Origin of the sequence: Kytococcus schroeteri (assembly GCF_002847825.1) — a bacterium.
In the GTDB taxonomy this organism is placed as follows: domain Bacteria; phylum Actinomycetota; class Actinomycetes; order Actinomycetales; family Dermatophilaceae; genus Kytococcus; species Kytococcus schroeteri.
On the sequence record NZ_PKIZ01000010.1, the window covers coordinates 18,820 to 42,796 of the forward strand.

Annotated in this window: 25 protein-coding genes; 14 read left to right on the plus strand and 11 right to left on the minus strand. The window is 71.9% G+C overall.

The genetic code is table 11. The features are described from left to right. Positions 1-864: SCO2322 family protein (locus CYJ76_RS12440; RefSeq protein ID WP_101849575.1), on the minus strand; the 864-nt coding region annotated here is incomplete at its 3' end. 80 nt (positions 865-944) lie between these two features. On the opposite strand from CYJ76_RS12440, the gene CYJ76_RS06275 reads away from it, so the two are divergent. From CYJ76_RS06275 to CYJ76_RS06305, 7 genes are all read left to right on the plus strand, one after another. Continuing rightward, a complete protein-coding gene (locus tag CYJ76_RS06275) occupies positions 945-1,565 on the plus strand; it encodes a DUF3043 domain-containing protein (protein WP_070703692.1) in 621 nt (206 codons plus the stop codon). 31 nt (positions 1,566-1,596) lie between these two features. Continuing rightward, positions 1,597-2,961: a dipeptidase gene (locus CYJ76_RS06280; RefSeq protein WP_101849576.1), complete on the plus strand. Its 1,365-nt coding sequence runs from the start codon at positions 1,597-1,599 to the stop codon at positions 2,959-2,961. Between the two features lie 97 nt (positions 2,962-3,058). Next, positions 3,059-3,418, plus strand: a complete 360-nt coding sequence (locus tag CYJ76_RS06285) for a HesB/IscA family protein (RefSeq protein ID WP_070703688.1) — start codon at positions 3,059-3,061, stop codon at positions 3,416-3,418. Between the two features lie 43 nt (positions 3,419-3,461). Continuing rightward, a complete protein-coding gene (aat, locus tag CYJ76_RS06290) occupies positions 3,462-4,157 on the plus strand; it encodes a leucyl/phenylalanyl-tRNA--protein transferase (protein ID WP_070703687.1) in 696 nt (231 codons plus the stop codon). A 75-nt stretch (positions 4,158-4,232) separates the two neighbouring features. Continuing rightward, complete coding sequence (gene ctaC, locus CYJ76_RS06295; RefSeq protein WP_101849577.1) at positions 4,233-5,147, plus strand: aa3-type cytochrome oxidase subunit II; 915 nt, start codon at positions 4,233-4,235, stop codon at positions 5,145-5,147. Then, positions 5,147-6,955 (plus strand): aa3-type cytochrome oxidase subunit I, encoded by a 1,809-nt coding sequence (gene ctaD, locus CYJ76_RS06300; RefSeq protein ID WP_070703683.1) that lies wholly within the window; start codon positions 5,147-5,149, stop codon positions 6,953-6,955. The genes ctaC and ctaD overlap by 1 nt, the downstream gene beginning before the upstream one ends. A 9-nt stretch (positions 6,956-6,964) precedes the next feature. Further along, on the plus strand, positions 6,965-7,369 hold the full coding sequence (locus CYJ76_RS06305) for a cytochrome c oxidase subunit 4 (RefSeq protein WP_070703681.1): 405 nt from the start codon (positions 6,965-6,967) through the stop codon (positions 7,367-7,369). Between the two features lie 86 nt (positions 7,370-7,455). On the opposite strand, the gene CYJ76_RS06310 is transcribed toward CYJ76_RS06305, so the two are convergent. The 6 genes from CYJ76_RS06310 to ctaE all read right to left on the minus strand — a co-directional run bounded on the left by CYJ76_RS06310 (position 7,456) and on the right by ctaE (position 13,199). Beyond that, on the minus strand, positions 7,456-8,205 hold the full coding sequence (locus tag CYJ76_RS06310; RefSeq protein ID WP_070706194.1) for a VIT1/CCC1 transporter family protein: 750 nt from the start codon (positions 8,203-8,205) through the stop codon (positions 7,456-7,458). Positions 8,206-8,282: 77 nt separating this feature from the next. Beyond that, positions 8,283-8,684, minus strand: a complete 402-nt coding sequence (locus CYJ76_RS06315) for a metallopeptidase family protein (RefSeq protein WP_070706195.1) — start codon at positions 8,682-8,684, stop codon at positions 8,283-8,285. A gap of 166 nt (positions 8,685-8,850) precedes the next feature. Continuing rightward, on the minus strand, positions 8,851-10,599 hold the full coding sequence (gene qcrB, locus CYJ76_RS06320; protein WP_070706196.1) for a cytochrome bc1 complex cytochrome b subunit: 1,749 nt from the start codon (positions 10,597-10,599) through the stop codon (positions 8,851-8,853). Continuing rightward, positions 10,596-11,636, minus strand: a complete 1,041-nt coding sequence (gene qcrA / locus CYJ76_RS06325) for a cytochrome bc1 complex Rieske iron-sulfur subunit (RefSeq protein WP_070706197.1) — start codon at positions 11,634-11,636, stop codon at positions 10,596-10,598. Before qcrA ends, qcrB begins: the two co-directional genes overlap by 4 nt. Positions 11,637-11,674: 38 nt before the next feature. Beyond that, positions 11,675-12,469: a cytochrome bc1 complex diheme cytochrome c subunit gene (gene qcrC / locus CYJ76_RS06330; protein ID WP_070706198.1), complete on the minus strand. Its 795-nt coding sequence runs from the start codon at positions 12,467-12,469 to the stop codon at positions 11,675-11,677. Positions 12,470-12,527: 58 nt separating this feature from the next. Then, complete coding sequence (gene ctaE, locus CYJ76_RS06335; RefSeq protein WP_446685147.1) at positions 12,528-13,199, minus strand: aa3-type cytochrome oxidase subunit III; 672 nt, start codon at positions 13,197-13,199, stop codon at positions 12,528-12,530. Positions 13,200-13,373: 174 nt separating this feature from the next. Here ctaE and trpD point away from each other — a divergent pair, with 174 nt between their 5' ends. After that, entirely contained in the window at positions 13,374-14,450 is a 1,077-nt protein-coding gene (gene trpD, locus CYJ76_RS06340; protein WP_101849578.1) for an anthranilate phosphoribosyltransferase, read from the plus strand. A gap of 22 nt (positions 14,451-14,472) precedes the next feature. On the opposite strand, the gene CYJ76_RS06345 is transcribed toward trpD, so the two are convergent. Both CYJ76_RS06345 and CYJ76_RS06350 read right to left on the minus strand, forming a co-directional pair. Further along, complete coding sequence (locus CYJ76_RS06345; RefSeq protein WP_070706201.1) at positions 14,473-14,754, minus strand: Lrp/AsnC family transcriptional regulator; 282 nt, start codon at positions 14,752-14,754, stop codon at positions 14,473-14,475. 9 nt (positions 14,755-14,763) lie between these two features. Further along, on the minus strand, positions 14,764-16,512 hold the full coding sequence (locus CYJ76_RS06350; RefSeq protein WP_101849579.1) for a DEDD exonuclease domain-containing protein: 1,749 nt from the start codon (positions 16,510-16,512) through the stop codon (positions 14,764-14,766). Positions 16,513-17,010: 498 nt separating this feature from the next. On the opposite strand from CYJ76_RS06350, the gene CYJ76_RS06360 reads away from it, so the two are divergent. Both CYJ76_RS06360 and CYJ76_RS06365 read left to right on the plus strand, forming a co-directional pair. Continuing rightward, positions 17,011-17,895, plus strand: a complete 885-nt coding sequence (locus CYJ76_RS06360) for a hypothetical protein (protein WP_141494572.1) — start codon at positions 17,011-17,013, stop codon at positions 17,893-17,895. Between the two features lie 88 nt (positions 17,896-17,983). Then, on the plus strand, positions 17,984-18,946 hold the full coding sequence (locus tag CYJ76_RS06365; protein WP_070705668.1) for an ROK family glucokinase: 963 nt from the start codon (positions 17,984-17,986) through the stop codon (positions 18,944-18,946). A 3-nt stretch (positions 18,947-18,949) separates the two neighbouring features. Here the strand turns inward: CYJ76_RS06365 and CYJ76_RS06370 are convergent, their stop codons facing one another. Beyond that, the gene (locus CYJ76_RS06370; RefSeq protein ID WP_083323668.1) at positions 18,950-19,735 is read right to left on the minus strand and encodes an alpha/beta hydrolase; all 786 of its coding nucleotides are present in this window, start codon (positions 19,733-19,735) and stop codon (positions 18,950-18,952) included. 126 nt (positions 19,736-19,861) lie between these two features. On the opposite strand from CYJ76_RS06370, the gene CYJ76_RS06375 reads away from it, so the two are divergent. Genes CYJ76_RS06375 through CYJ76_RS06385 form a run of 3 tightly spaced genes read left to right on the plus strand, consistent with a single transcriptional unit; the run spans position 19,862 to position 22,342 of the window. After that, on the plus strand, positions 19,862-20,596 hold the full coding sequence (locus CYJ76_RS06375; protein WP_070705669.1) for a lysophospholipid acyltransferase family protein: 735 nt from the start codon (positions 19,862-19,864) through the stop codon (positions 20,594-20,596). Further along, positions 20,593-21,984 carry a class II 3-deoxy-7-phosphoheptulonate synthase gene (locus CYJ76_RS06380; protein ID WP_101849582.1) on the plus strand — a complete coding sequence of 464 codons (1,392 nt, stop codon included), beginning with the start codon at positions 20,593-20,595 and terminating at the stop codon, positions 21,982-21,984. The genes CYJ76_RS06375 and CYJ76_RS06380 overlap by 4 nt, the downstream gene beginning before the upstream one ends. Before the next feature lies 1 nt (position 21,985). Next, positions 21,986-22,342 carry an Rv2175c family DNA-binding protein gene (locus CYJ76_RS06385; protein WP_070705670.1) on the plus strand — a complete coding sequence of 119 codons (357 nt, stop codon included), beginning with the start codon at positions 21,986-21,988 and terminating at the stop codon, positions 22,340-22,342. Between the two features lie 3 nt (positions 22,343-22,345). Here the strand turns inward: CYJ76_RS06385 and CYJ76_RS06390 are convergent, their stop codons facing one another. Then, on the minus strand, positions 22,346-23,434 hold the full coding sequence (locus tag CYJ76_RS06390) for a polyprenyl synthetase family protein (RefSeq protein ID WP_070705671.1): 1,089 nt from the start codon (positions 23,432-23,434) through the stop codon (positions 22,346-22,348). 217 nt (positions 23,435-23,651) lie between these two features. Here CYJ76_RS06390 and CYJ76_RS06395 point away from each other — a divergent pair, with 217 nt between their 5' ends. Further along, entirely contained in the window at positions 23,652-23,966 is a 315-nt protein-coding gene (locus tag CYJ76_RS06395) for a DUF6504 family protein (protein ID WP_070705672.1), read from the plus strand. The last annotated feature ends 11 nt before the right edge of the window (positions 23,967-23,977 follow it).

The window sequence follows — 23,977 nt, forward strand, 5'->3', positions numbered from 1 at the left end:
GCCCCGTCCGGCGGGGAGCGGGCGCAGCAGCATCCAGAGCCCGCCGGCGAGCAGGGCCAGGGCCAGGGCCGTCACGTACCAGGGCACGAGGGCGCCGTCCGGTGCCTCCCGTCGCTCGGGGGCGGCCGGGGCGTCCTCGCCGGCGGTCGGTGCCGGGCCCTCCCCGGCGGACTCCTCGCCGCCGGAGGGGGACGGGGAGGCCTCGGGGGAGGGGGTCGCCGCGGGCGCCGTGTCCGGGTCGGTGGGCTCGGGGGCCGTGCGCCGCACGGGCTCCACCGGCTCCTCGGTGGCCTCCAGCACGGCCGGGTCCGCGTCGGCCACGCGGTTGGCCGAGCAGCCCTCGGCCGGGTGACCGTCGACGGCGCACACCATCGGCGGGGTGCCCTGCACGTCGAGCGCGTGGCGCACGGTGGCGACCAGGGTCGCGTCCACCGGGGCCACGGCGCAGGCCGTCTCCACCTGCGGGGCGTCCTGCGGGCGGGAGGCGGACTCCTCGGGGCGACCGTGGTCCACCACCACGCCGACCCGCTTGGTGCCGGCCTCCGGCGCGGTCCGGCCGCACACCTCCTCGAACGACGGCGTCGCGCGCGGGGAGCGACCGTTGGTGGCCGACGCCGGGAGCAGGGCGAAGCGCAGCCCGACGACGGATCCGTCGGCGGGGACCTCCTCGGTGGCGCTGCGCTCGGGCACCTGCCAGCTGGTGCCCTGCAGCGTCCAGGTCGACCAGTACCGGTGGGCGGGCTCGGCGTGGGCGGGGGAGGCCGCCGAGAGGGCGGCGGTGACCGTGAGGGCCAGGGCCAGCGCCGTGCGGGGGCGGCGGGGCCCGGGAGCGTCCCGGCGTCCTCGGTCCGTCGTGCGGTCCATCGTGGTCCCTCCCCCTCGGTGGGTGCGTTCGGTGCCGGCTGGTCTGCGTCGCGCAGTATGTCACCACGTACCCTTCGCCCATGGCCCACCGAGACACCGTGCAGACCGAGGAACCCCAGCCCGTGGAGGAGGTGGACACCCGCCCCGAGGGCCAGCGGAAGAAGGGGCGCCCCACCCCCAAGCGACGCGAGGCGCAGGCCGCCCGCCGCAAGCCGCTGGTGGTGACCGACCGCAAGGCCGCCAAGGAGGCCGAGCGTCGCGAGCGCGCCGAGGAGCGGGCCCGTGCCCGCCAGGGGATGCTCGACGGGGACGACGCCTACCTGCCGGCGCGCGACCGTGGTCCGGTGCGTGCCTACGTGCGTGACCGCGTGGACTCTCGCTTCACCGTCGGGCAGGTCATGCTGCCGATCCTGCTGGTGACCCTGCTGCTCACCGTCGTGATGATCGCCCGCCCGGAGCTGGCCGCCACCTTCCGCCTGCCGATCTTCGTGCTCGTCTACGGGATGCTCGTCGCCGGGCTCGTGGACGGTTGGCTGCTGGCCCGCCGCCTCAGGGGCGAGGTCGCCCGCGTGTTCCCGCGCCGGGCCGAGGAGGGCAAGGGCCTGGCCACCTACGTCATCCTGCGCTCCTTCCAGATGCGCGGCGCCCGCACCCCGCGCCCGGCCGTGGGCCGCGGCGAGAAGCCCCGCGCCCTGCGCTGAGCGCCCGCGGGCACCGCATAGGGTCGGGGACATGACCCAGAACACACCCGCCCCCGCACCCCGGCGCGACGACGCCGCCCTGCGCCAGGCCGTCCTGGACGGCATGCCGCAGGTGATCGACGAGCTGGTGGAGCTCGCCCGCATCCCCAGCGTGTCGATGCCGTCCTTCGACCAGTCCCACGTGCAGGCCTCCGCCGAGGCCACCGCCCGCCTGCTGGAGGGCGCCGGCCTCGAGGTGGAGATCGTCACCGAGGGTGGGGCGCCGGCGGTCATCGGCACGCTCCCGGCGCCGGAGGGCGCCCCCACGGTGCTGCTCTACGCCCACCACGACGTGCAGCCGCCCGGGGACGAGGCCGACTGGGACACCCCGCCCTTCGAGCCCACCCGCAAGGGGGACCGCCTCTTCGGCCGCGGGTGCGCCGACGACAAGGCGGGCGTCATGGCCCACGTCGCCGCCCTGCGGGCCCACGACGGACGCCCGCCGGTGGGTGTCACCGTCTTCGTGGAGGGGGAGGAGGAGTACGGCTCCGAGAGCCTCCCGGACATCCTCGAGAAGCACGGCGACAAGCTGGCCTGCGATGCCATCGTCCTGGCCGACTCGGCCAACTGGAAGGTCGGCGTGCCGGCCCTGACCACCTCCCTGCGCGGCATGGTGCGCGTGCAGGTGACGGTCTCCACGCTCTCCCACGCGGTGCACTCGGGTATGTACGGCGGCCCGGCCATGGACTCGCTCACCGCTTTCTCCCGCCTGGCCGCCAGCCTGCACGACGAGGCCGGCGACGTGGCCGTCAAGGGCCTGGCCGTCGACCCGGTGGGGGACCTGGAGATGGACGAGGCCGACTTCCGCAGCGAGTCCGGGATGCTCCCCGACAGCCGGCTCGTCGGCACCGGCAGCCTCACCGAGCGCCTGTGGGCCAAGCCGACCGCCAGCGTCATCGGCGTGGACGCCCCGCGGGTCTCCGAGGCCTCCAACACCCTACTGGCCAGCACCACCGGTCTGCTGTCCTTCCGCCTGGCGCCCTCGCAGGACCCGCAGGCCGCCTTCGAGGCCATCGAGGCGCACCTCCGCGAGTACGCGCCCTGGGGTGCCACCCTCGAGGTGACCCTGCAGGACGCCGGCAGCGGCTTCCGCGCCGACGCCTCCGGCCCGGCCTACGACGCGGCGCGCAGCGCCTTCGGCGCTGCCTGGGGCACCGACGCCGTCGACATCGGTCTGGGCGGCTCCATCCCGTTCATCGCGATGTTCGCCGAGAAGTTCCCCGAGGCGTCCATCCTCGTGACCGGCGTGGAGGACCCCGACACCCGCGCCCACGGCGCCAACGAGAGCCTGCACCTGGGGGAGTTCGAGAAGGTCTGCGTCGCCGAGGCGCTCCTGCTCTCGAGCCTCGCCGACTGACCGGCGCCCCCGCCGCCTCGTCCCCGTCGGGAATGCCCGGCGGGGACGAGGCGTACCCTTGAGGACCCATCAAGCCGCACCCCGAGTGAGGACAGACATGACCGTCCAGGACCAGACCACCTCCGAGGCCACCCACGGCGTCACCCTGACCCCGGTCGCCGCCGACAAGGTCAAGAGCCTGCTCGCCCAGGAGGGCCGCGACGACCTGCGCCTGCGCATCGGTGTGCAGCCCGGTGGGTGCTCCGGCCTGATCTACCAGCTGTACTTCGACGAGCGCACGCTCGACGGTGACCTGACCCGTGACTTCGACGGCGTCGAGGTGGTCGTGGACCGCATGAGCGCCCCCTACCTCGACGGCGCGTCCATCGACTTCGCCGACACCATCGAGAAGCAGGGCTTCACCATCGACAACCCGAACGCGGGCAGCTCCTGCGCCTGTGGTGACTCCTTCAGCTGAGTCCGGGCACCGCACGGCTCACCCCCACCGGAGGGGGTGAGCCGTGCGTCTGCGGTGCCGTCTGGACTTCGCGGCCGCGGTCGCCAGCGCCGTGCCGGGGGACGACCTCGTCGGCGTCGGGGGCGACCTGGCCCCGGAGACGCTCCTGTCGGCCTACACGCACGGCGTGTTCCCGATGGGGGTCGGGGGAGGCGGCAGCGGGCCGGTCGGCTGGTGGTTCCCCGAGGAGCGGGGGGTGCTCCTGCCCGGGGGGCTGCACGTGAGCCGGTCCCTGCGCCGGTCGATGCGGGCGTTCACCCTGACCACCGACGCCGCCTTCGACGACGTGGTCGCCGCCTGCGCCGACCCCCGGCGCGAGGGCGCGTGGATCACCCCGACGGTTCGGCGGGCCTACGGCCGGTTGCACCGGCTGGGCCACGCCCACAGCGTGGAGGTGTGGCAGGAGAGCCGGCTGGTGGGCGGCCTCTACGGGGTGGGGATCGGGGGCTTCTTCGCGGGGGAGTCGATGTTCCATCACGTCACGGACGCCTCGAAGGCGGCGATGGTGGGCATGGCGCGCGTCATGGACGTGGTGGGGGAGCGGGGGCTGGTCGACGTGCAGTGGCGCACCGACCACCTCGCCTCGATGGGGGTGACCACGCTGCCGCGCGCGGAGTACCTGCGGCGCCTGGACGCCGCCACCGACGAGGATGATCCGTGGCGGCGAGCCGCCCCCGTGGCGAACTCCGACGTTGGGTAGGATGATGGGGCAACTGCAGTGCATGCCCCTGAACCGCGTGCACTGACGACACAGCTTCACGGAAGGTGGCATCGAGTGCACAGGCACCCCGATCACACACGGCGCTGGAAGCGCCCCGCGGTCCTGGCCGGAGCGGCCACCATCGGTGCGATGGTCCTGAGCGCCTGCGGGAGCTCGGACCAGATCGCCCGCGGGTACCTCCCCGAGGGCGCCAGCGAGAATGCCGACGGCGTCATCTCGTTCTGGGTGGGCATGTGGATCGCCGCCCTGGCGGTCGGCATCCTGGTGTGGGGCCTGATGCTCTGGTGCGTGCTGGCCTACCGCCGCAAGAACGACGCCGAGGTCCCCAAGCAGTTCCGGTACAACGTGCCGATCGAGATCCTCTACACGGTCGTGCCGATCGTCATGGTCGCCGCGCTCTTCGTGCAGAACGTGAAGACCGAGGACGCGCTCATGAGCGTCGAGCAGGAGCCGCAGAACATCGTCAACGTCGCCGGCAAGCAGTGGAGCTGGGACTTCAACTACCTGAGCGACGACGTGCACGACTCCGGCCAGCAGGCCGTGCTCACGGGCAAGGACGGTGTGGCCGACAAGCTGCCCACCCTGTACCTGCCGGTCAACGAGCGCACCGAGTTCGTGCTCACCTCGCGCGACGTCATCCACTCCTTCTGGGTGCCCCAGTTCCTCCAGAAGCTGGACATGATCCCGGGTGTGGTGAACCGCTTTCAGGTGACCCCCACCAAGGTGGGCACCTACCAGGGCAAGTGTGCCGAGCTCTGCGGCACCTACCACTCGGAGATGCTCTTCCAGGTGAAGGTGGTCGAGCGCGACGAGTACGACAAGCAGATGAAGAAGCTGGCCGACGACGGCAAGCAGGGCTTCCTGGACACCGGCTACGACCGCAAGGAGCTGATCCAGGGTGAGAAGGGCGTGCACGAGCGCGACCCGAAGCACAACGAGTGGATCAGCAAGGGCGGGAAGGACAACTGATGGCTACCATCTCTCACCCCGGGGTCGCCCCCCGCGTGGCTGACGAGGCGCACAGCGTGGCTCGTCCGCAAACGCGGGCCGGTGCCCTGGCGGTCAAGTACCTGACGACCACCGACCACAAGGTGATCGGAAACCTCTACTTCATCACCACCGTGGCGTGGTTCTGCCTCGGCGGGCTCATGGCGCTGTTCATCCGCGCCGAGCTGTTCGACCCGGGCATGCAGGTCCTGCAGTCCAAGGACCAGTTCAACGCGCTGTTCACCATGCACGGCACGATCATGCTGCTGCTCTTCGCGACGCCGCTCTTCGCGGGCTTCGCGAACGCGCTCATGCCGCTGCAGATCGGCGCCCCGGACGTGGCCTTCCCGCGTCTGAACATGTTCGCCTACTGGCTCTACCTGTTCGGTGGCCTCATCGCCGCCGCCAGCTTCCTGTCCCCGGACGGCGCTGCCTCCTTCGGCTGGTTCGCCTACCAGCCGCTGGCCGGCCCCACCTACAGCCCCGGGCTGGGTGGTGACCTCTGGGTCATGGGTCTGGGTCTGAGTGGTTTCGGAACCATCCTTGGTTCGGTGAACTTCATCGTCACGATCATCTGCATGCGTGCGCCGGGCATGACCATGTTCCGTATGCCGATCTTCACCTGGACCGTCCTGGTGACCTCGATCCTGGTGCTGCTGGTCTTCCCGGTGCTGACCGCCGCCATGTTCGGCATGGCCGCCGACCGCATCGTCGGCACGCACATCTACGACGTCTCCAACGGTGGCGCCATGCTGTGGCAGCACCTGTTCTGGTTCTTCGGCCACCCCGAGGTGTACATCATCGCCCTGCCGTTCTTCGGCATCATCAGCGAGATCGTCCCGGTGTTCAGCCGCAAGCCGATCTTCGGCTACAAGACCCTGATCATGGCGACGATCACCATCGCCGCGCTGTCGATGTCCGTGTGGGCCCACCACATGTTCGGCACCGGCCAGGTGCTGCTGCCCTTCTTCTCCGTGATGACCATGCTCATCGCGGTGCCCACCGGCGTGAAGTTCTTCAACTGGATCGGCACCATGTGGGGCGGCTCGCTGAGCTTCGAGACCCCGATGCTGTGGTCGCTCGGCTTCCTCGTGACCTTCCTCTTCGGTGGTCTGACCGGCATCGTCCTGTCCGCCCCCGCGGTGGACCTGCACCTGACGGACTCCTACTTCGTGGTGGCCCACTTCCACTACGTGATCTTCGGAACCGTGGTGTTCGCGATGTTCGCGGGCTTCTACTTCTGGTGGCCCAAGTTCACCGGCAAGATGCTCAACGAGACCCTGGGCAAGATCCACTTCTGGATCCTGTTCTTCGGCTTCCACATCACCTTCCTGGTGCAGCACGTGCTGGGTGTCGAGGGCATGCCGCGTCGTTACGCCGACTACATGGTCGAGGACGGGTTCACCTTCCTGAACCAGATCTCCACGGTCGGTGCGTTCATGCTCGCCGTCTCGATGCTGCCGTTCTTCTGGAACGTCTACATCACCGCCAAGAAGGGCGAGAAGGTCGACGTGGACGACCCGTGGGGCTGGGGCTCCTCCCTCGAGTGGGCCACCAGCTGCCCGCCGCCGCGCCACAACTTCAACGCCATCCCGCGCATCCGCTCCGAGCGCCCGGTGTTCGACCTCAACCACCCCGAGGTCGCCGCGCTGGACGCCCCGACCCCCGACTCCGGTGTCATGGGCCAGCTGGCCGACGCCCCGGACGAGGGCGGCGTCAAGGAGGACGGTCGCCACGACAACGCCGACTACGGTGACGCCCGCGCCACCGTTCGCACCACGGACAAGTGAGGAACGCCCATGAAGGTTGAAGGCAAGCTCTTCTGGTACCTGGTTCCTCCGTTCCTGGCCTTCTGGCTGCTGTACGGCTTCTGGAGTGGCTGGAACGAGCCGGTCGGCTGGGTCGGCCTGCTGCTCTGCGCCGGCATGGTGGGCATGATCGGCTGGTACATCGGCGTCACCGCCAAGACCCTCCCGGCCACCCGCCCGGAGGACGACCGCTACGGCCACATCGACCAGGTCGCCGGTCACTACGGCAACTTCGCGCCGTACTCCTGGCAGCCGCTGTGGCTCGCCCTGTCCGGTGCCGTCGTCTTCATGGGCGTGGCCATCGGCTGGTGGATGGTGGTGCTCGGCATGGCCATGCTGATCTTCTCCGTGATCGGCTGGACCTACGAGTACTTCTCCGGTCCGCACCACGTCTGAGGCCCAGCGCCGCACACACGAAGGAGCCCGCCCCCTGGACAGGGGGCGGGCTCCTTCGTGTGTGCCGGAGGAGGATCGGAGGGGGCTCAGCCCACCGAGGTGCCCACGAGCGCGCCGACGCCGTAGGTGATGGCCATGGCCAGGATGCCGCCGCCGACGTTGCGTGCCACCGCCCGGCCGATGGCCGCGCCGCCCAGCACGGCGCTGGACCAGCCGGCGAGCGCGAGGGCCGCGGCCGCCGCGACGGCGGTGCCCGCCACGCGCACGGAGGGAGGCAGGAGCAGGATCGTGAGCAGGGGGATGAGCGCCCCGAGGGTGAAGGCCAGCATCGAGGCAGCGGCCGCCTGCCAGGGGTTGGTGAGCTCGTCCTCGTCGAGGCCCAGCTCGACCTCCGCGTGGGCGCCCAGGGCGTCGTGGGCGGTCAGCTGGACGGCCACCTCGCGTGCCAGCTCGGGGTCGAGGCCCTTGGCGGCGTAGAGGGCGGCCAGCTCCTCCAGCTCCTCCTCGGGCATGGTGGCCAGCTCGTGGCGTTCCTTGGCCAGCAGCGCGGTCTCGGTGTCGCGCTGCGTGGACACCGACACGTACTCACCGACCCCCATGGAGAGGGCACCGGCGGCCAGTCCGGCCATGCCGGCGGCGAGGATCGCCGAGTCGGAGGCCGAGGCAGCCGCCACGCCGATGACAAGGCCAGAGGTGGACACGACGCCGTCGTTGGCGCCGAGCACCCCTGCGCGGAGCCAGTTGAGCCGGGAGGCGGCGCTGGCGGCGTGGGGCTCCCCGGGGTGCCCGGTGGGTGGGTCGGTGCGTTCGGGGTGCCGCGCTGCGGGAGTGTCCATGGTTCCTCCTGGTGGTGTCCTCATCGAGCGCTGGTGGCCCGGGGTCGTGGGGTGGGGCCCGCCGCTTGCGTGACTCGTCAGCCCCAGCCGAGTTCGTGCAGCCGGTCGTCGTCGATGCCGAAGTGGTGCCCCACCTCGTGCAGGACGGTGACGGCGACCTGCTCGCGCAGCGCGTGGGGCGTGCGGAAGGCCCGGGAGAGGGGGCCGCGGAAGATGAACACGCGGTCCGGCACGTGGGGCGGGTGGAAGCCGCTGCGCTGGGGGAGCGGCACCCCCTCGTACAGGCCGAACAGGGACGTGCCCTGGCCGTGGGCGCCCGGCTCGCGGATGCTGGCGAGCTGCTCTGGCGTGGGCTCCTCCTCCACGAGGATCACCACGTTGTCCATGCGGTCGACGAGGCGCTCCGGGAGGCGGTCCAGGCCGTCGCCGACGGCCTCCTCGAACTCCTCGCGGGAGAGGGCGTACCGGCGGCTGTCCATGGTCGGAGTATCTCAAGGTGGGCACCGTCGCGCCGGGCAGGCGAGCCTGTCCCGGCAGCGCCCGGATGAGGCGCCGGCAGCGCCCGGACCACGAGGGAGGAGGGCGGGGACGCGGAACGGGCCGCCCTCCCGGTGGGAGAGCGGCCCGTTCAGGGGTGGTGTCGCGTCAGTGGCGCTTCTGGCCCTGCAGCGACTCCTCCACGACGGCGACCTCGTTCTGGGCCTGGACGGCCAGGTGGTGGTCGTGGGCGTGGTGCTCGTCGGCGTGCGCCTCGGCCAGCTCGGCCGGGGTCACCGCGGGGATGCGGTCCTCGAAGAAGAACGAGGTCATGCGGGCGCGGGCCTTGTCCATGAAGGACGGGTCGCGCTGCACGCCGTTCTCGTCGGTGCCGGCGATCTCCTCGGCCGTGAGCGCCCGGTAGTCCGGGTGCTGCACGAGGTTCCAGCGCTCGTAGTCCGAGAGCTCCTCGTGCGCCTCGAAGAAGCGACCCTCCGGGGTGCGGACGATGCGACCCGACTCACGGCCGTGCAGCACCTTGTCGCGGTCGCGACGCTGCAGCGAGAGGCAGATGCGCTTCACGACGAAGAACACGACCACCGGCCCGATGAAGAACAGCGCGCGCAGCACGTTGGTGACGTCGTTGATCGACAGCCCCAGCTTGATGGCCATGATGTCGTTGCCGGCCGCGGCCCACAGCACCAGGTAGACGGTGAAGAAGGCGGCACCCAGACCGGCACGCACCGGCGCGTTGTACGGGTACTGCAGCAGGTGGTGCTCACGGTCGTCACCGGTGACCCACGCCTCGAGGAAGGGGTAGACCATCGCGATGCCGTACATGAACGGGATGAGGAACAGCGAGCCCGGGAAGATGTTCATCGAGAAGGTGCGGTCGAACAGCACGAACTCGAAGCTTCCCGGCAGCAGGCGCAGGGCGCCGTCGGCGAAGCCCATGTACCAGTCGGGCTGAGAACCGGCCGTCACCTGGGTGGGCTCGTAGGGGCCGTACGCCCAGATCGGGTTGATCGTGACCAGGGCCGAGATCAGCACGATGAGGCCGAAGACGATGAAGAAGAAGCCACCGGCCTTCGCGGCGTACACCGGCATCACGCGGAAACCGACGACGTTGTCGTTGGTCCGGCCCGGTCCGGGGTACTGGGTGTGCTTGTGCACGGCCACCAGGATGATGTGGGCCGCGAACACACCCACCAGGATGGCCGGGATGATCAGCACGTGGAAGGCGTAGAAGCGGGGGATGATCATCTCGCCCGGGAAGCCACCGCCGAACAGCATGTACGACAGGTAGGTGCCCACGATCGGGGCCGACATCAGGAAGCCCTGCATGGCGCGCACACCGGTACCCGACAGGAGGTCGTCCGGCAGCGAGTAGCCCATGAAGCCCTCGAAGATGGCGATCATCGACAGCATGCAGCCGATCACCCAGTTGATCTCACGCGGCTTGCGGAACGCGCCGGTGAAGAACACGCGCAGGGCGTGCAGCATGATGGCGACGATGAAGATCAGCGCGGCCCAGTGGTGGATCTGCCGCATGAGCAGACCACCCTTGATGTCGAAGCTGATGGCCAGCGAGGAGTTGTACGCCTCGGAGATGCCGATGCCGCGCAGCGGCTCGTAGTCGCCCTCGTAGACGGTGTGCGCCATGGAGGGGACGAACCACATCGTGAGGAAGACACCCGAGACCAGGCAGACCACCATCGAGTACATGGCGATCTCACCGATCATGAACGACCAGTGGTCCGGGAACACCTTGCGCATCAGGTACCGGGTGAAGCCGGCACCACCGGTGCGGGCGTCCACCCAGGTGGCGACGTTCTGGATCGGGCCGCGCTGCGTCGGCGCGACGACCGGTGCGGGGCGCGTCGTACGCGCCGTGCGGGACTCTGCAGCGGTGCTCACAGCTCACGCTCCCAGTAGCTCGGGCCGACCGGCTCGGTGAAGCCCTGGTCGGCGGTGAGGTAACCCTCTTCGTCGACGGAGATCTTCAGCTGCGGCAGCGGGCGCTTGGCCGGGCCGAAGATGACCTTGCAGTCCTGCGTCACGTCGAAGGTCGACTGGTGGCAGGGGCACAGCAGGTGGTGGGTCTGCTGCTCGTACAGAGCAACGGGGCAACCCACGTGGGTGCAGATCTTGGAGTAGGCCACGATGCCCTCGTAACCCCACTCGCGCTGCTTGTCGGACTGGATGTCGTCCGGGTTCAGGCGCATCAGCAGGACGGAGGCCTTGGCCTTCTCGTCCAGCGGGTGCTCGGCCTCGTTGATGCCCTCGGGCAGCACGTGGAAGACCGATCCCTTGCTCACGTCGGCGGCCTTGATCGGGATGCCGTCGGGGTCGGTGACCAGACGCATGCCCTTGTCCCAGAACGTCTCCTCGAGGTCGTTGCGGGGGAGCGGGCCCATCGAGCCGACCAGCTGGATGCCCAGCGGGAGGGCGAACAGGCCCAGCGCGCCGCCGAGCGTGTACTTGATGAGCGGGCGACGCATGATCTGCGAGGACTCCAGGCCCTCGGCGATCGTGTCGCCGAAGCCCCGGCGGGTCTCGGCGTCGGAGGCCAGCACGTGGCGCTCCTCGGTGACCTCGTGGTCGTCCATGAGGGTCTTGGACCAGTGGACGACACCCAGGCCGATGCCGAGCAGGGACAGGGCCATCGTCACGCCGAGCACCAGGTGGTACAGGTTCTGCGCGCCGATGCCGGGCACGGTGCCGACGGCGTCCTGGTCCATCCAGAAGTACGCGACGATGAAGGCCAGCGTGCCGATGATGGACAGCAGGAAGAAGCCGGCGACCTGGCGCTCCGCGCGGCGCGCGGCGGCAGGGTCGACGTCGGCCCAGCGCAGCACGTGCGGCGGGTGGCCGGGGTTCTCGAAGTGGTCGGGCACCACGTCGTGGTGGGAGTCACCCTCGTGGCGGGCCAGGGGGTGGGAGCCGTGCGACATGGCGTCCTCTCCGTGGGCAGGGATGTGGGCGGGGGGCATCAGCTGGACTTCCGGGTCAGCCAGTAGGCGGCACCCAGGAACAGGCCGATGCCGAGGGTCCAGATGAACACACCGTCGGCCACCGGGCCGAGGTTGCCGAGGTCGTTACCGCCTTGGTTGGGCGAGGAGTGCATCTCGTCCAGGTAGGCGGCGATGTCCTCCTTGTCCTGGGGCGAGAGGTTCTGGTCGTTGAACACCGGCATGTTCTGAGGGCCGGTCTCCATGGCCTCGTAGATGTGCTTCGGCTCGACGCCCTCCAGCGTGGGGGCGAACTTGCCGCGCGTCAGGGCGCCACCGGAGCCGTTGAAGTTGTGGCACATGGCGCAGTTGACGCGGTAGAGCTCACCACCGTGGGCGGGGTCGGCGCCCTTGAGGTCGGTGTACTCGGCCTCGGGGGTGGAGGGTCCGTTGCCGAGGCTCGCGACGAAGGCGGCCATCTGGTCGATCTGCTTCTGGTCGAACTGGGGGGCCTTGCGCTTGGCCTGCACGCCCGGGCCGCTCAGCGGCATGCGGCCGGTGGCGACCTGGAAGTCGACCGCGGCGGCGCCGACGCCCACGAGGGACGGGCCGGCATCGGTGATGCCCTCGCCGTTCTTGCCGTGGCAGGTGGCGCAGTTGGCCTGGAAGAGCTTGTCGCCCTCCTTGACGTCGTCGGCGGAGGCAGCGGCGGGGGCCTCGGCCTGGACGTCGGTGGGCTTCAGCGCGGTGTAGAGGCCACCCATCACGGCCAGTGCCGCGAGCAGCAGCACCAGGATGGCAGCCGGGTGGCGCCGGAGATCGAGGAGGGAGTTCATCGGTCGGACCAATCGTCGAGGGACTCGGGGGCGGAACGGGGGGTGGACACCGAGGGCGTCACTTCAGCAGGTAGATCGACGCGAACAGGACGATCCACACGACATCGACGAAGTGCCAGTAGTAGCTGGTGACGATGGCGCCCGTGGCCTGCGAGTGCGAGTAGTGGCGGGTGGTGAACGTGCGGCCGATGATCAGCAGGAAGGCGATCAGACCGCCCAGCACGTGGATGCCGTGGAAGCCGGTGGCCAGGTAGAAGATCGACGTGTACGAGTCGGTCTGCAGGGTGAAGCCCTCGTGCACGAGCTCGGCGTACTCCAGCACCTGACCGGCGATGAAGATGGAGCCGAAGACGTAGGTCAGCACGTACCACTCGCGCATGCCCCACTTGCCGATCTCGAACAGGCCGCCGGTGCGCGAGGACTGGCCGTGCTCGGCCTTCATCACGCCGATCTGGCACCACACCGAGGAGATGACCAGGATCATCGTGTTGCCCAGCGCGAAGGGCACGTTCAGCTCCGGGGTGTGCAGGTCCCACAGGTGGGGAGCAACCGCACGGAGCGTGAAGTAGATCGCGAAGAGACCGGCGAAGAACATGAGCTCGGAGCCGAGCCACACGATCGTTCCGACCGCGGCCATGTTCGGACGCGTCACCGGGCCGAGAGCGTTCGAGCGGATCTCGGCTTGCGCAGGGGAATAGTTCACAGTCGCCACGCGAGCATTATGGACCATGGCCCCAGCCGTTGCGGGGAGGGGCTGGTCCACTACGACGGCGCGTCGCAGATTTGCCGCCTCCTGCCGCGCCACCGCGCGCGACACGCACGGTCGGGAAGGCCCCTGGGTGACCGTGCCGGGCCTTGGGGTGCGACGTCGGTGACGGCCGTGGGGTGGCCATAGAGTGCGCCCATGGCGAGCGCACCCGGTGACCGGACCTGGCGGACCGTCCTGACCGACCTCCTGGCCGGTCGGGACCTCGATCGTGCCACCGCCTCCTGGGCCATGGACGAGGTGATGTCCGGCCGCGCCACGGACGTGGAGGTGGCGGGCTTCCTGGTGGCCCTGCGGGCCAAGGGGGAGACCGTGGAGGAGGTGCGCGCGCTGGCCGACGTGATGGTGGGGCACGCGGTACCGCTGCCGGTCGAGTCCGGTGGGCGCCCGCTGGTGGACATCGTCGGGACCGGCGGCGACGGGTACGACACCGTGAACATCTCCACGATGGCGTGCGTCGTCGCGGCCGCGGCCGGCGTGACGGTGGTCAAGCACGGCAACCGGGCGGCGTCCTCGAAGTCCGGGGCGGCGGACGTGCTCGAGGCCCTCGGGGTGGACCTCACGATGGAGCCCGAGGACGTGGCGCGCGTGGCCGGGCAGGCCGGCATCTCGTTCGCCTTCGCCCAGACCTTCCACCCCTCGATGCGCTTCGCGGCGACGGCCCGGCGCGGGTTGGGCATCCCGACCGCCTTCAACATCCTGGGGCCCATCACCAACCCGGCCCGCCCGCAGGTGTCCGTGGTGGGGTGCGCGCAGGAGCGGGCCATGGAGATCCTGTCGGGCGTGTTCGCCGACCGGGGCACCACCGCGACGGTGATGCGCGGGCGGGAGGGCCTGGACGAGGCCAGCCCGGCCGGTCCCACCGACGTGCGGTGGGTGCGAGGGGGGCAGATCACTTCCTTCGTGCTCGAGCCGGAGGCCGTGGGGGTGCGGCGTCACACCATCGAGGAACTCCGGGGCGGGGACGCCGCCCACAACGCCGAGGTGGCGCGCCGGGTGCTCGCCGGTGCCGACGGTCCGGCCACCGAGGCCGTGGTGCTCAACGCCGGGGTGGCCCTGGCGACGGCCACCGAGGCCCCGCAGGAGCTGGACCAGGACGGCTTCGAGCGGCTCGTGGCCCGCCACGTGGAGGTGGCCCGGGAGACCATCGGCTCCGGTGCGGCCGCTGGCGTTCTCGCGGAGTGGGTCCGGGCGACCCGGCCGGGAGCCGCCTGAGGGGCGGCGCCCCGCCCGACGGTCAGTCGTCGAGGCCGATGGCGAAGGCCTCGGCCTCGTCCTGGGCCGAGTAGGTGCGGAACGCGATGTGCGTCTCGGTGTCGGTGATGCCCTCGACCTTGTTGAGACGATCGGCGATCACGTCGGCGAACTCCTCGTGCTTCTCCACCTTGACCACCGCGATGAGGTCGACCGCGCCGGCGGTGGAGTAGACCTTCTCGACACCCGGGATCTCCACGATGCTCGTGGCCACCTGGGGGATGCGGGCGGACTCTGCGTGGATCAGGACGATGGCGGAGATCATGCCGCCACCCTAGCCCCGGCCCCGCCGGCCCGGGGCAGGCAGATCCGCCGACACCGCGGCGTCGAGGACGCCGGTCACCGCGGCCGCCGAGTGGATGGGGGAGGCCCACCCTCCGCTGGAGGTCACCAGGCGGACGCCCTCGCGCTCCAGCCAGCCCAGGACGAGGTCGGCCTCGCCCGGCAGGGCGGCCGGGGAGCCGTCGGGCCGCGGCGCCACCACCTCGGCGGTGGCGCGCAGCGAGTCCACCACCGGCATCGGGTCGGTGCCGCGGGGCGCCAGGGCCGTGCCGGCGAGTCGGCCGTGGCGGATGCACACGAGCTCCCAGCCCCCGGCGGTCATGGGGGCGGCGGCGACCAGCTCCTCGAGGTCCGCGAGCGCCTCGTGGCGTTGCCTCCGTGCTGCTGCGCGCAGGTAGGACCGCGCTCCGTCGCGCAGTGCGCGGGCTTCCTCGAACCGCTCACTGGCGGCGAGGGACTCCATCCGGTCGCTGAGGTGCCGCCAGGCGGCCCGGTGGTCGTCGCGCAGGGCGTGGCGTGCCTCCTCGGCGACCAGCGCGTACTCCGCGCGCGAGGTGGCGCCCGTGCAGGGGGCTCCGCAGCGGCCCAGGTCGGCCAGGGCGCAGGCGGTGGTGGACCGGGCCGCGGAGGCCTCGGTGATGCGCTGCGTGCACTGCCGCAGCGGCAGGGCGCAGTGCAGGGCGGCCACCGCCTCGCGGGCGGCGGAGGTGCTGGGGAAGGGGCCGATGTGCGTCGCGCCGTCGGTGGACACCGCGCGCACCACCGAGAGGCGGGGGAACGGCTCGTCGGTGAGGCGCACGTAGGGCAGCGAGCCCGCCTTCCGACCGGCGCGGTTGTAGCGCGGCTGGTGCTCGTGGATGAGGCGCAGCTCGCGGACCGATGCCTCCAGGGCCGTGGGGCAGACGATGGGCACCACCTTCTCGGCCAGCCGCACCATGTCCTCCATGCGGCGGCGGGTCTCCGAGGCGGTGAAGTACTGGCCCACGCGGCGGCGGATGTTGACGGCCGTGCCCACGTAGAGCACCTCGCCCTGCGCGTCGAGGAAGCGGTAGACCCCCGGTGCCTCCGGGAGGTCTGCGGCGAGGGAGCGCTTGCGGCGCCGTGCCTCCGGGACGCGGCGGGTGTAGGCCAGCAGCTCCTCGAGGGAGTGGACGCCCAGCGGCCCCACGCGCTCGATGAGGCCGTGGAGGACGTCGACCGTGGCGCGGGCGTCGTCCAGGGCACGGTGGGTGGGTGTGGTGCGGGCCCCGAGGTGCTGGGCGAGCGTGGACAGCTTGTGGTTGCGCACCTCCGAGCGGGGCAGGAGCTGCCGGGCCAGGTGGACCGTGTCGAGCACCGGGTTGGTGGGGGCCCGGCGTCCCTGCCGCCCGCAGGCGTGGCGCACGAAGCCGGTGTCGAAGCGGGCGTTGTGGGCCACGAGCACCGCGTCCCCGGCGAACTCCAGGAAGGTGGGGAGCACCTCCTCGATGGAAGGGGCCCGGGCCACCATCGCCGTGGTGATGCCGGTGAGCACCTGGATGTACGGCGGGATGCCCCGGGCCGGGCGTACGAGGGTCTGGAACTCGCCGAGCACCTCGCCGCCGCGGACCTTGACGGCACCGAACTCCGTGATCTCGCTCTCGGTCGAGTTGGTGCCCGTGGTCTCCAGGTCGAACACCACGAAGGTGACGTCTGCCAGCGGGGTCCCGAGGTCCTCGAAGGTGGCCTGGACCCCGTCGGTGAGGGCGGGGGAGCTGGACATGCCGGCACGGTAGGTGGCGGCACCGACAACCTCAGCACCTGCTGTGCTCGCGGGGGTGCCTTCGTGCGGTGTCCGGCGCGCCACCGGCGCCTCTCGTCCACAGGTTGCGGACAGGTGGACGGATGTTGTCGGTCACCTGTTCTAGTCTCGTCGGTGTCAGGGCGGTTCCGCCCGGGCGTCGGATGCGAACGGGCCCTTGGGGCTCGCAGGAGGTGACCATGGACGAGGTGGACCGGACCGCTGGGGTCCGACAGGCGGAGTGTGTGGGTGCGGCGCTGTCGACGGCCGCGCCGTGCGTCGGGTGTGGTGCGGGAACCGGGGGTCCGGGGACTGCGGGGGCGGCTCTGGATGCCCGTGAGCAGGAGGCGGTCGCAGCCCTCGTGCGGTCCGGACTCGTGGGTCTCGGCACGGCGCTGGGCGCCCGGGCGGAGGTCCTGCCCCTGACCGGGCTCGTCGGGGCAGGCTCCCGGGGCTAGGGCCGGGGGCCAGACTGTGCCCATGCGACACGACGGACCGACCCGGCGGGGTGTGCTGGCCCTCGGTGTGGCCGCGGCGGCTCCCCTGGTCGTCGCGGGGTGCCGCGGGGCGGGACAGGGTGAGGGGGCCGTGCGCGACGGTGGATCGGGTGAGGTGCCTGCGCTGGACGCCACGGGCACGCCCTGGGGCCAGGAGGTGCACCGTGCGGACGACGCGGTCCGTGAGGTGTGGCGCTCGCGTCCGGGAGACCGTCCGGTGGTGGTACGCCTGGCTGCAGGGCGGCGGGAGTTCGCGGCCGCCGGGGGCTCGGACGAGGTGCCGGGCATCACCCGGGGTCTCCGCGTGGTGCCGGGGCGGGCCAGCCTGGCGCCTGTGGACCGTCGGGGCCGGTCGGGCGGCGGGGGCGTCGCGTCCGCGTCCGCCGAGGGCGAGGGGGTGGTGGAGGTGGTGCTGCACCCGCACGTCACCGCCCTGGGCTCGGCGGACCGGGGTCTGGTGCTGCGGCACGAGCTCGTGCACGCGCGCTTCGACCAGGTGGTGTCCCGCGCCGAGCCGCTGTGGTGGCGAGAGGGTGTGGCGGAGTGGGTCGCCCACGGTGCGATCGGGGGTTCCCAGGTTGGTGACCGTGCAGTGGACGTCGAGGTGCGCCCCAGTGAACCTCGTGTCGAGGGTCAGGGATCTGGTGCGCGAGCGGCCCGGTATGCCGCGGCGCGGCGGTCGGTGGAATTGCTGGCGCGCCACGACCGGCGCCTGGTGCGCCGTGTCGACGCCGCCTGGGGGTCCTCCCAGCTGCCCGGTCCGGGCTCCCTGCGCGACTTCCTGACCAGGCAGGGCGTGCCGGGGCAGGTGGTGCGGGAGGTGCTCGTCGCAGGGGTGCGTGATGCAGACTGGCCTGCCGTGGGCTGATCCACCTGTCGAGCCCGCCTGACGCGCCGGGTCGTCCGCGGACCGGCCACCCGTCCACCACGACCTGACCCACCTCGAGGAGACCCCCATGAGCCTGGCCATCGGAGTCGACATCGGCGGAACGAAGATCGCCGGCGCGCTCGTCCGGGAGGGGGTGGTGCTCGAGCGTGCGCGGGTGGAGACGCCCGCGGAGGACGTCGACGCCATCGCCGAGGCCGTGGTCGACGTGCTCGACCAGCTCCAAGGTGCCGCCGGCGACCAGGAGGTGGTCGGTGCCGGGATCGCCTGCGCCGGGTTCGTGGACCGCGAGGGCGAGACCATCCTGTTCTCCCCGAACCTCGCCTGGCGTGACGAGCCGTTGCGCGCCCGCCTCGCCGAGCGCACCGACCTGCCCGTGCGTCTGGAGAACGACGCCAACGCCGCGGCCTGGGGCGAGTTCCGTCACGGTGCCGGCCGCGAGCACCGCACCATGACGCTCATCACGGTGGGCACCGGCATCGGCGGTGGGGTGGTGGACGACGGGCACCTGCTGCGCGGCTCGTCCGGCATCGCCGCGGAGATCGGTCACCTGCGTGTGGTGCGCGACGGCCTGCGCTGCGGGTGCGGCAACCGGGGGTGCTGGGAGCAGTACGCCTCCGGCAGCGCCCTGGTGCGCGAGGCCCGCGAGCTGGTGCGCAGCGGGACGCCGATGGCCGGCCGCCTCGTCGAGGCGTGCGGAGGGGACCCCGAGCGGCTCGAGGGCACCGACGTGACCCGCCTGGCCGAGGAGGGGGACCCGGCAGCCGAGGAGCTGCTCCACGAGCTGGGGGTGTGGCTCGGGGAGGGCGCGGCCAGCCTCGCGGCCGTGCTCGACCCCGGGGCCATCGTCATCGGCGGTGGGGTGAGCGCTGCGGGCGACCTGCTGGTCCAGCCGGCGCAGCGCGCCTTCCGGCGTCAGCTCACCGGGCGGGGGCACCGGCCGTGGCCTGACGTGCTGCTGGCCTCCCTGGGCAACGACGCCGGGGTCATCGGGGCCGCGACCATCATGAGCGACCGGGCCCGGGGACGTTGAGGCTCAGCCGCTGATGCGGCGGACGAAGTCCACCGACTCCTGGTGGACCCGCTCGGCGTCGAGGTCCACCGTCGCGACGTGGAAGCTGTTCTCGAGCACGACCTCGGTGACGTCGCGGGAGGAGATCCGGCGCAGGATCGTGGCGCTGCTTCGGGCCGGCACCACGTGGTCCACCCGGGAGCGCATCAGCAGCACCGGGCAGGTGACCTCCGCCGCGCGGCGCCGCACACCCCGCCACAGGGCCCGCTGGGAGTCCAGGGCGTGCATGGGCACGGTGTCGTAGGCCAACTCACCGGGGGAGTCCGGGTCCGCGACGTCGCCGGCGATGCCGGGCATGCCCGGGCGGACCCGGCGCACGAGCGGCGTGAGCGGGACGAAGGGGTTGACCGCCGCCACCGCGGGGTTGACCAACATCACACCGGCCACCCGGGCCGGGTGGGCGATGGCCAGGGCCAGGGCGAGCGCGCCCCCCATCGACAGGCCGCCGACCACGGCGGGGCGGCTGCGGCTGGCGCGCAGCAGCGAGCGCTCGGCCACGCGGTACCAGTCCTCCCACCCCGTGCGGTTGGCCGCCTGCCACGTGCGGCCGTGCCCGGGGAGGCGCGGAACGTCCACGGCCACACCGGCATCCGCCAGGGCGTCCGGCCACCGGCCGAGCGACTGCGGGCACCCGGTGAAACCGTGGAGGAGCACGGCCTGCGGCGCGCCCACCGGTCCGGGCAGGGTGCGCGCCCCACCGCCGGGCAGCGGTGAACGCACCGAGACGAGGGCGCTGGGGGAGGGCTGCATGGTGGCCATCCTGACACGCTCGGGCGCGGTGGCCCGTGAAATGATGCCCCGTGCGCAGCGGCCCCCACGCCGCCCGGTGGGTCGGTCGCGACCGCCCACCGATCGAGTCGAGACGCAGGAGATCAGGTGCTCTACTGGACGTTGAAGAACGTGGCCCTGGGGCCGGCGCTGAAGACGCTGTACCGCCCCACCGTCCACGGTCTGCACCACGTGCCGACCAACGGCCCGGCGATCCTCGCGGCCAACCACAGCAGCTTCTTCGACTCCATCGCCCTGCCGCTGGTGGTCCCCCGCCAGCTGCGCTACCCGGCCAAGTCCGAGTACTTCACGCAGCCCGGCCTCAAGGGGCGTGCGATGGCCGCCTTCTTCCGGGGCGTCGGGCAGATCCCCACCGACCGGTCGGGTGGCCGGGCCAGCCTCGCGGCTCTGGGTGAGGCCGAGCAGGTGCTCAAGGACGGCAACCTGCTGGGCATCTACCCCGAGGGGACGCGTTCTCCCGACGGGCGTCTCTACCGAGGCCGCACCGGCGTGGTGCGCCTGGCGCTGTCCACCGGTTCGCCGGTGGTCCCCGTCGGCCTGGTGGGTACCACCGAGATCCAGCCCATCGAGGCCGCGGTGCCGAAGGTCCGCCCGTTCACTGCCACCTTCGGTGAGCCGTTCGACGTCACCGCGTTCGTGCAGTCCCGTCACGCCGACGCCACCCCGGAGGAGCAGGCACGCGCGGTGCAGCGGCCCAGCCGCGACGACCTGCGCGCCGCCACCGACGAGATCATGCGGCGCATCCAGTCCATCACCGGTCAGGAGTACGTCGACGAGTACTCCAGCGTCGTCAAGAGCAGGAAGGCAGCTCACGGAGCATGACCACCCCCTTCGTCCCCGCATCCCGTCCCCTCAACGCCGTGGGCATCGGTGAGCCGGCCCTGGAGTGGCCCGACCTGGTGGCCAAGCAGCAGCCCACCTGGGACGACCCGGCCGAGGCCGAGCAGGTCACCGCATCGCTGCGGCGTCTGCCCCCGTTGGTGTTCGCCGAGGAGTGCGACACCCTCCTGGAGCACCTCGGTGCGGCCGCGCGCGGCGAGCGCTTCGTGCTGCAGGCCGGCGAGTGCGCCGAGACCTTCGACCAGGTGACCGCCAACCTCATCCGCGACCGGGTGGGCGTGCTGCTGCAGATGGCGGCCGTGATGACCTTCCAGGCGGGCGTTCCCGTGGTGAAGCTCGGCCGTATCGCCGGCCAGTTCGGCAAGCCACGCTCCAGCGACACCGAGACCCGCGACGGCGTCGAGCTGCCCGTCTACCGCGGCGACATGGTCAACGGCTTCGCCTTCGACGCCGAGACCCGCCGCCACGACCCGCAGCGCATGCTCGCCGCCTACAACGCGAGCGCGGCCACGCTCAACCTCGTGCGCGCCTGGACCACCGGCGGCTACGCGGACCTGTCGAACCTCAGCACCTGGGGCACCGAGGCCACCACCGAGGCCACGCGCGAGTACACCGAGGTGAGCCGCGGCATCGAGCAGGCGCTGCGCTTCACTCGCGCCGCCGGAGCCGACCTGCTGGCCTTCCGCTCCACCGAGTACTTCGCCAGCCACGAGGCGCTCGTGCTGGACTACGAGAAGGCGCTCACCCGCATCGACTCGCGGACCGGCACCCCGTACGCGACCTCCGGCCACTTCTTGTGGTGCGGCGAGCGCACCCGCGACCCCGAGGGCGCGCACATCGACTTCCTGGCCCGGGTGCGCAACCCCGTCGGCGTCAAGCTCGGCCCCACCACCACGGCCGAGGACGTGCGCCGCCTGGTGGACCGCCTCGACCCGGAGCGGACCCCCGGTCGCCTGACCTTCATCACCCGTATGGGGGCCGGCCGGATCCGCGAGGTCCTGCCGGAGGTCGTCGAGGCCGTGAAGGCCATGGGCGCCCAGCCGCTGTGGCTCACCGACCCGATGCACGGCAACACGTTCACCAGCGCCTCGGGGCACAAGACGCGCCGCTTCGACGACATCGTCGGCGAGGTGCAGGGCTTCTTCGAGGTGCACGGCGCGGCCGGCACCGTGCCCGGCGGTCTCCACGTGGAGCTCTCCGGCAGCGACGTCACCGAGTGCATCGGTGGTGTGGTGCCGGTGCTCGAGGACGACCTGGGGCAGCGCTACGAGAGCCCCTGCGACCCGCGCCTCAACCGCAACCAGAGCCTGGAGCTGTCCCTGCGGGTGGCGCAGATGATCACCGACGACCCGACCCTCGGAGGCGACTGAGATGGCCCAGGACCTGTTCGACACCATCGAGTGGCTGACCATCCCGGACGTCGTGGAGCGGACGGGGCTGGGCGTCAGCCAGGTGCGTCAGCTCGTCAAGGACCGCGAGCTGCTGGCGGTGCGTCGCGGGGAGAACGACACCCTGCAGGTGCCCGCGCGCTTCCTCGACGGTGGCGGCGTGCTCAAGGCGCTGCCGGGCACCATCACGGTGCTGTCCGACGGGGGGATGTCCGACGAGGACGTCATCCGCTGGCTGTTCGAGCCGGACGAGACGCTGCGCGAGGGCTCGGCGATCGAGGACCTGCACGCCGGGCACAAGACGGAGATCCGCCGGAGGGCGTCCGAGACCGCCTGGTGATCCTCAGGCGCTGCGCGCGGTGGTGACGTACGCGAGCTGCTCGAGGGCGGTGGCGGCCGCCGGGTCGATGGAGTCCCGGGCGGCCGCCAGCGCGTGCAGGGCGGCGTCGCGGTCGGCATCGACCTGGGCCTCCACGGCCGCCAGGGCGCCGGTGGAGGTGATGAGCCCGGCCATCCACTCGGTGTCGTCCGGGGACAGGTCGGGAGTGCCCAGCAGGGCCTCGAAGCGCGCGGCGTCGGCAGGGGAGGCGGCGTCGAGGACGCCCACCACGAGGGCGGTGCGCTTGCCCTCGCGCAGGTCGTCGCCGGTGGGCTTGCCGGTGAGGGCGCTGTCGCCGAACACGCCGAGCACGTCGTCGCGCAGCTGGAAGGCCAGGCCGAGGTGGAGGCCGTAGGTGCTCAGGTGCCCACGGGTGGTGGGGTCCACCCCGGCGGCGTCGGCGCCGATGAGCAGCGGGTGTTCGATGGAGTACTTGGCGCTCTTGTAGGTCATGACCCGGCGCACCCGCTCGGTGCGCGCGGGGGCGTCCTCGTCGTCCCACGGGCGGGCGGCGTTGAGGATGTCGAGGAACTGCCCGCCCATGAGCTGGGTGCGCATGAGGTTCCAGGTGGGCACGGCGCGGCGCATCTGCTCGGGGGACCAGCCGCAGCCGGCGAAGGCGGCGTCGGCCCACACCAGGCAGAGGTCGCCGGCGAGGATGGCCCCGGCCAGGCCGTGGTCCTCCGGTGAGCCGTCCCAGCCCTGCTCGCGGTGGCGGGCGGCCCAGGCGCGGTGGGCGGTGGGGGCGCCGCGGCGGGTGTCGCTGTCGTCCATGACGTCGTCGTGGAGCAGGGCGGCGGCCTGGAAGAACTCCATGGCGGTGGCGGCGCGCAGGGTGGCGGGGGAGGCCTCGCCGCCGGCCGCGAGGTGGCCCCAGTGCAGGAACCCGGCGCGCAGGCGCTTGCCGCGGGCCATGAGGAGCCCGATGGCGTCGGCCAGCTCGTCGGCCGCGGGGTCGATGGGAGCGAGCTGGGCCCGGTGGTCGGCGACCTGCTCGGTGATGCTCGCGGTGATCGCGGCCTGGAAGGCGTCGTCGAGGGGGTTGGGGCTCACGGCGTCATCGTAGGTGTGCGGGTGCGCGGTGGTGGGCGCGGGTGGGGTGTCCCGGGTGGGTGGTGAGGGGGAGGCGCAGCGGCGTCCGCCGCGTCCTGGGGCGGGTCGGGGGAGGTTGTCGGTGTCGTATGGATGAATGGGTCTTGATCCGGAAAGTCGTACGCCAGTACGGTTGGTCCGGGTCGGTGAGATGACGACCCGACGGGAGGAGAGCGGCATGCGGCGGTGTGCGGAGACGGTGGAGGTGCGGACCCTGCGGGGTGCCTGCGAGGCGGCTGGGCAGCCGGACGCCTTCGTGTGGCGGGGGCGCCTGTACGTGGTGTGCGAGGTGCTGGACCGGTGGCGGCAGCGGCACCCGTGGTGGCGCTACGTGACCGAGGCCGAGGGGCTGGCCCTGGAGGCCGGTAGCGACCAGGAGGTGTGGCGGGTGGAGGCGCGCGCCGGGCGGCACAGTCCGGCCGGGGTCTTCGACCTGGTGGCCCCGCCGGCCGGTGTGGCCGCGGCGTGGCAGCTGGACCGGGTCGTGGACTGAGGCGACTGCGG

Excerpts from the sequence above, each read along its gene's own strand:
- CYJ76_RS06315 (WP_070706195.1), bottom strand. The coding sequence starts at position 8,684 with ATGGACAGCCGCCGGTACGCCCTCTCCCGCGAGGAGTTCGAGGAGGCC.
- CYJ76_RS06395 (WP_070705672.1), top strand. The coding sequence starts at position 23,652 with ATGCGGCGGTGTGCGGAGACGGTGGAGGTGCGGACCCTGCGGGGTGCC.
- CYJ76_RS06385 (WP_070705670.1), top strand. The coding sequence starts at position 21,986 with ATGGCCCAGGACCTGTTCGACACCATCGAGTGGCTGACCATCCCGGAC.
- CYJ76_RS06345 (WP_070706201.1), bottom strand. The coding sequence starts at position 14,754 with ATGATCTCCGCCATCGTCCTGATCCACGCAGAGTCCGCCCGCATCCCC.
- CYJ76_RS06285 (WP_070703688.1), top strand. The coding sequence starts at position 3,059 with ATGACCGTCCAGGACCAGACCACCTCCGAGGCCACCCACGGCGTCACC.
- ctaE (WP_446685147.1), bottom strand. The coding sequence starts at position 13,199 with ATGGTCCATAATGCTCGCGTGGCGACTGTGAACTATTCCCCTGCGCAA.
- CYJ76_RS06365 (WP_070705668.1), top strand. The coding sequence starts at position 17,984 with ATGAGCCTGGCCATCGGAGTCGACATCGGCGGAACGAAGATCGCCGGC.
- CYJ76_RS06275 (WP_070703692.1), top strand. The coding sequence starts at position 945 with ATGGCCCACCGAGACACCGTGCAGACCGAGGAACCCCAGCCCGTGGAG.
- CYJ76_RS06350 (WP_101849579.1), bottom strand. The coding sequence starts at position 16,512 with ATGTCCAGCTCCCCCGCCCTCACCGACGGGGTCCAGGCCACCTTCGAG.
- qcrC (WP_070706198.1), bottom strand. The coding sequence starts at position 12,469 with ATGAACTCCCTCCTCGATCTCCGGCGCCACCCGGCTGCCATCCTGGTG.
- CYJ76_RS06310 (WP_070706194.1), bottom strand. The coding sequence starts at position 8,205 with ATGGACACTCCCGCAGCGCGGCACCCCGAACGCACCGACCCACCCACC.
- CYJ76_RS06370 (WP_083323668.1), bottom strand. The coding sequence starts at position 19,735 with ATGCAGCCCTCCCCCAGCGCCCTCGTCTCGGTGCGTTCACCGCTGCCC.
- CYJ76_RS06360 (WP_141494572.1), top strand. The coding sequence starts at position 17,011 with ATGCGACACGACGGACCGACCCGGCGGGGTGTGCTGGCCCTCGGTGTG.
- qcrA (WP_070706197.1), bottom strand. The coding sequence starts at position 11,636 with ATGTCGCACGGCTCCCACCCCCTGGCCCGCCACGAGGGTGACTCCCAC.
- trpD (WP_101849578.1), top strand. The coding sequence starts at position 13,374 with ATGGCGAGCGCACCCGGTGACCGGACCTGGCGGACCGTCCTGACCGAC.
- CYJ76_RS06380 (WP_101849582.1), top strand. The coding sequence starts at position 20,593 with ATGACCACCCCCTTCGTCCCCGCATCCCGTCCCCTCAACGCCGTGGGC.
- CYJ76_RS06280 (WP_101849576.1), top strand. The coding sequence starts at position 1,597 with ATGACCCAGAACACACCCGCCCCCGCACCCCGGCGCGACGACGCCGCC.
- ctaD (WP_070703683.1), top strand. The coding sequence starts at position 5,147 with ATGGCTACCATCTCTCACCCCGGGGTCGCCCCCCGCGTGGCTGACGAG.
- CYJ76_RS06305 (WP_070703681.1), top strand. The coding sequence starts at position 6,965 with ATGAAGGTTGAAGGCAAGCTCTTCTGGTACCTGGTTCCTCCGTTCCTG.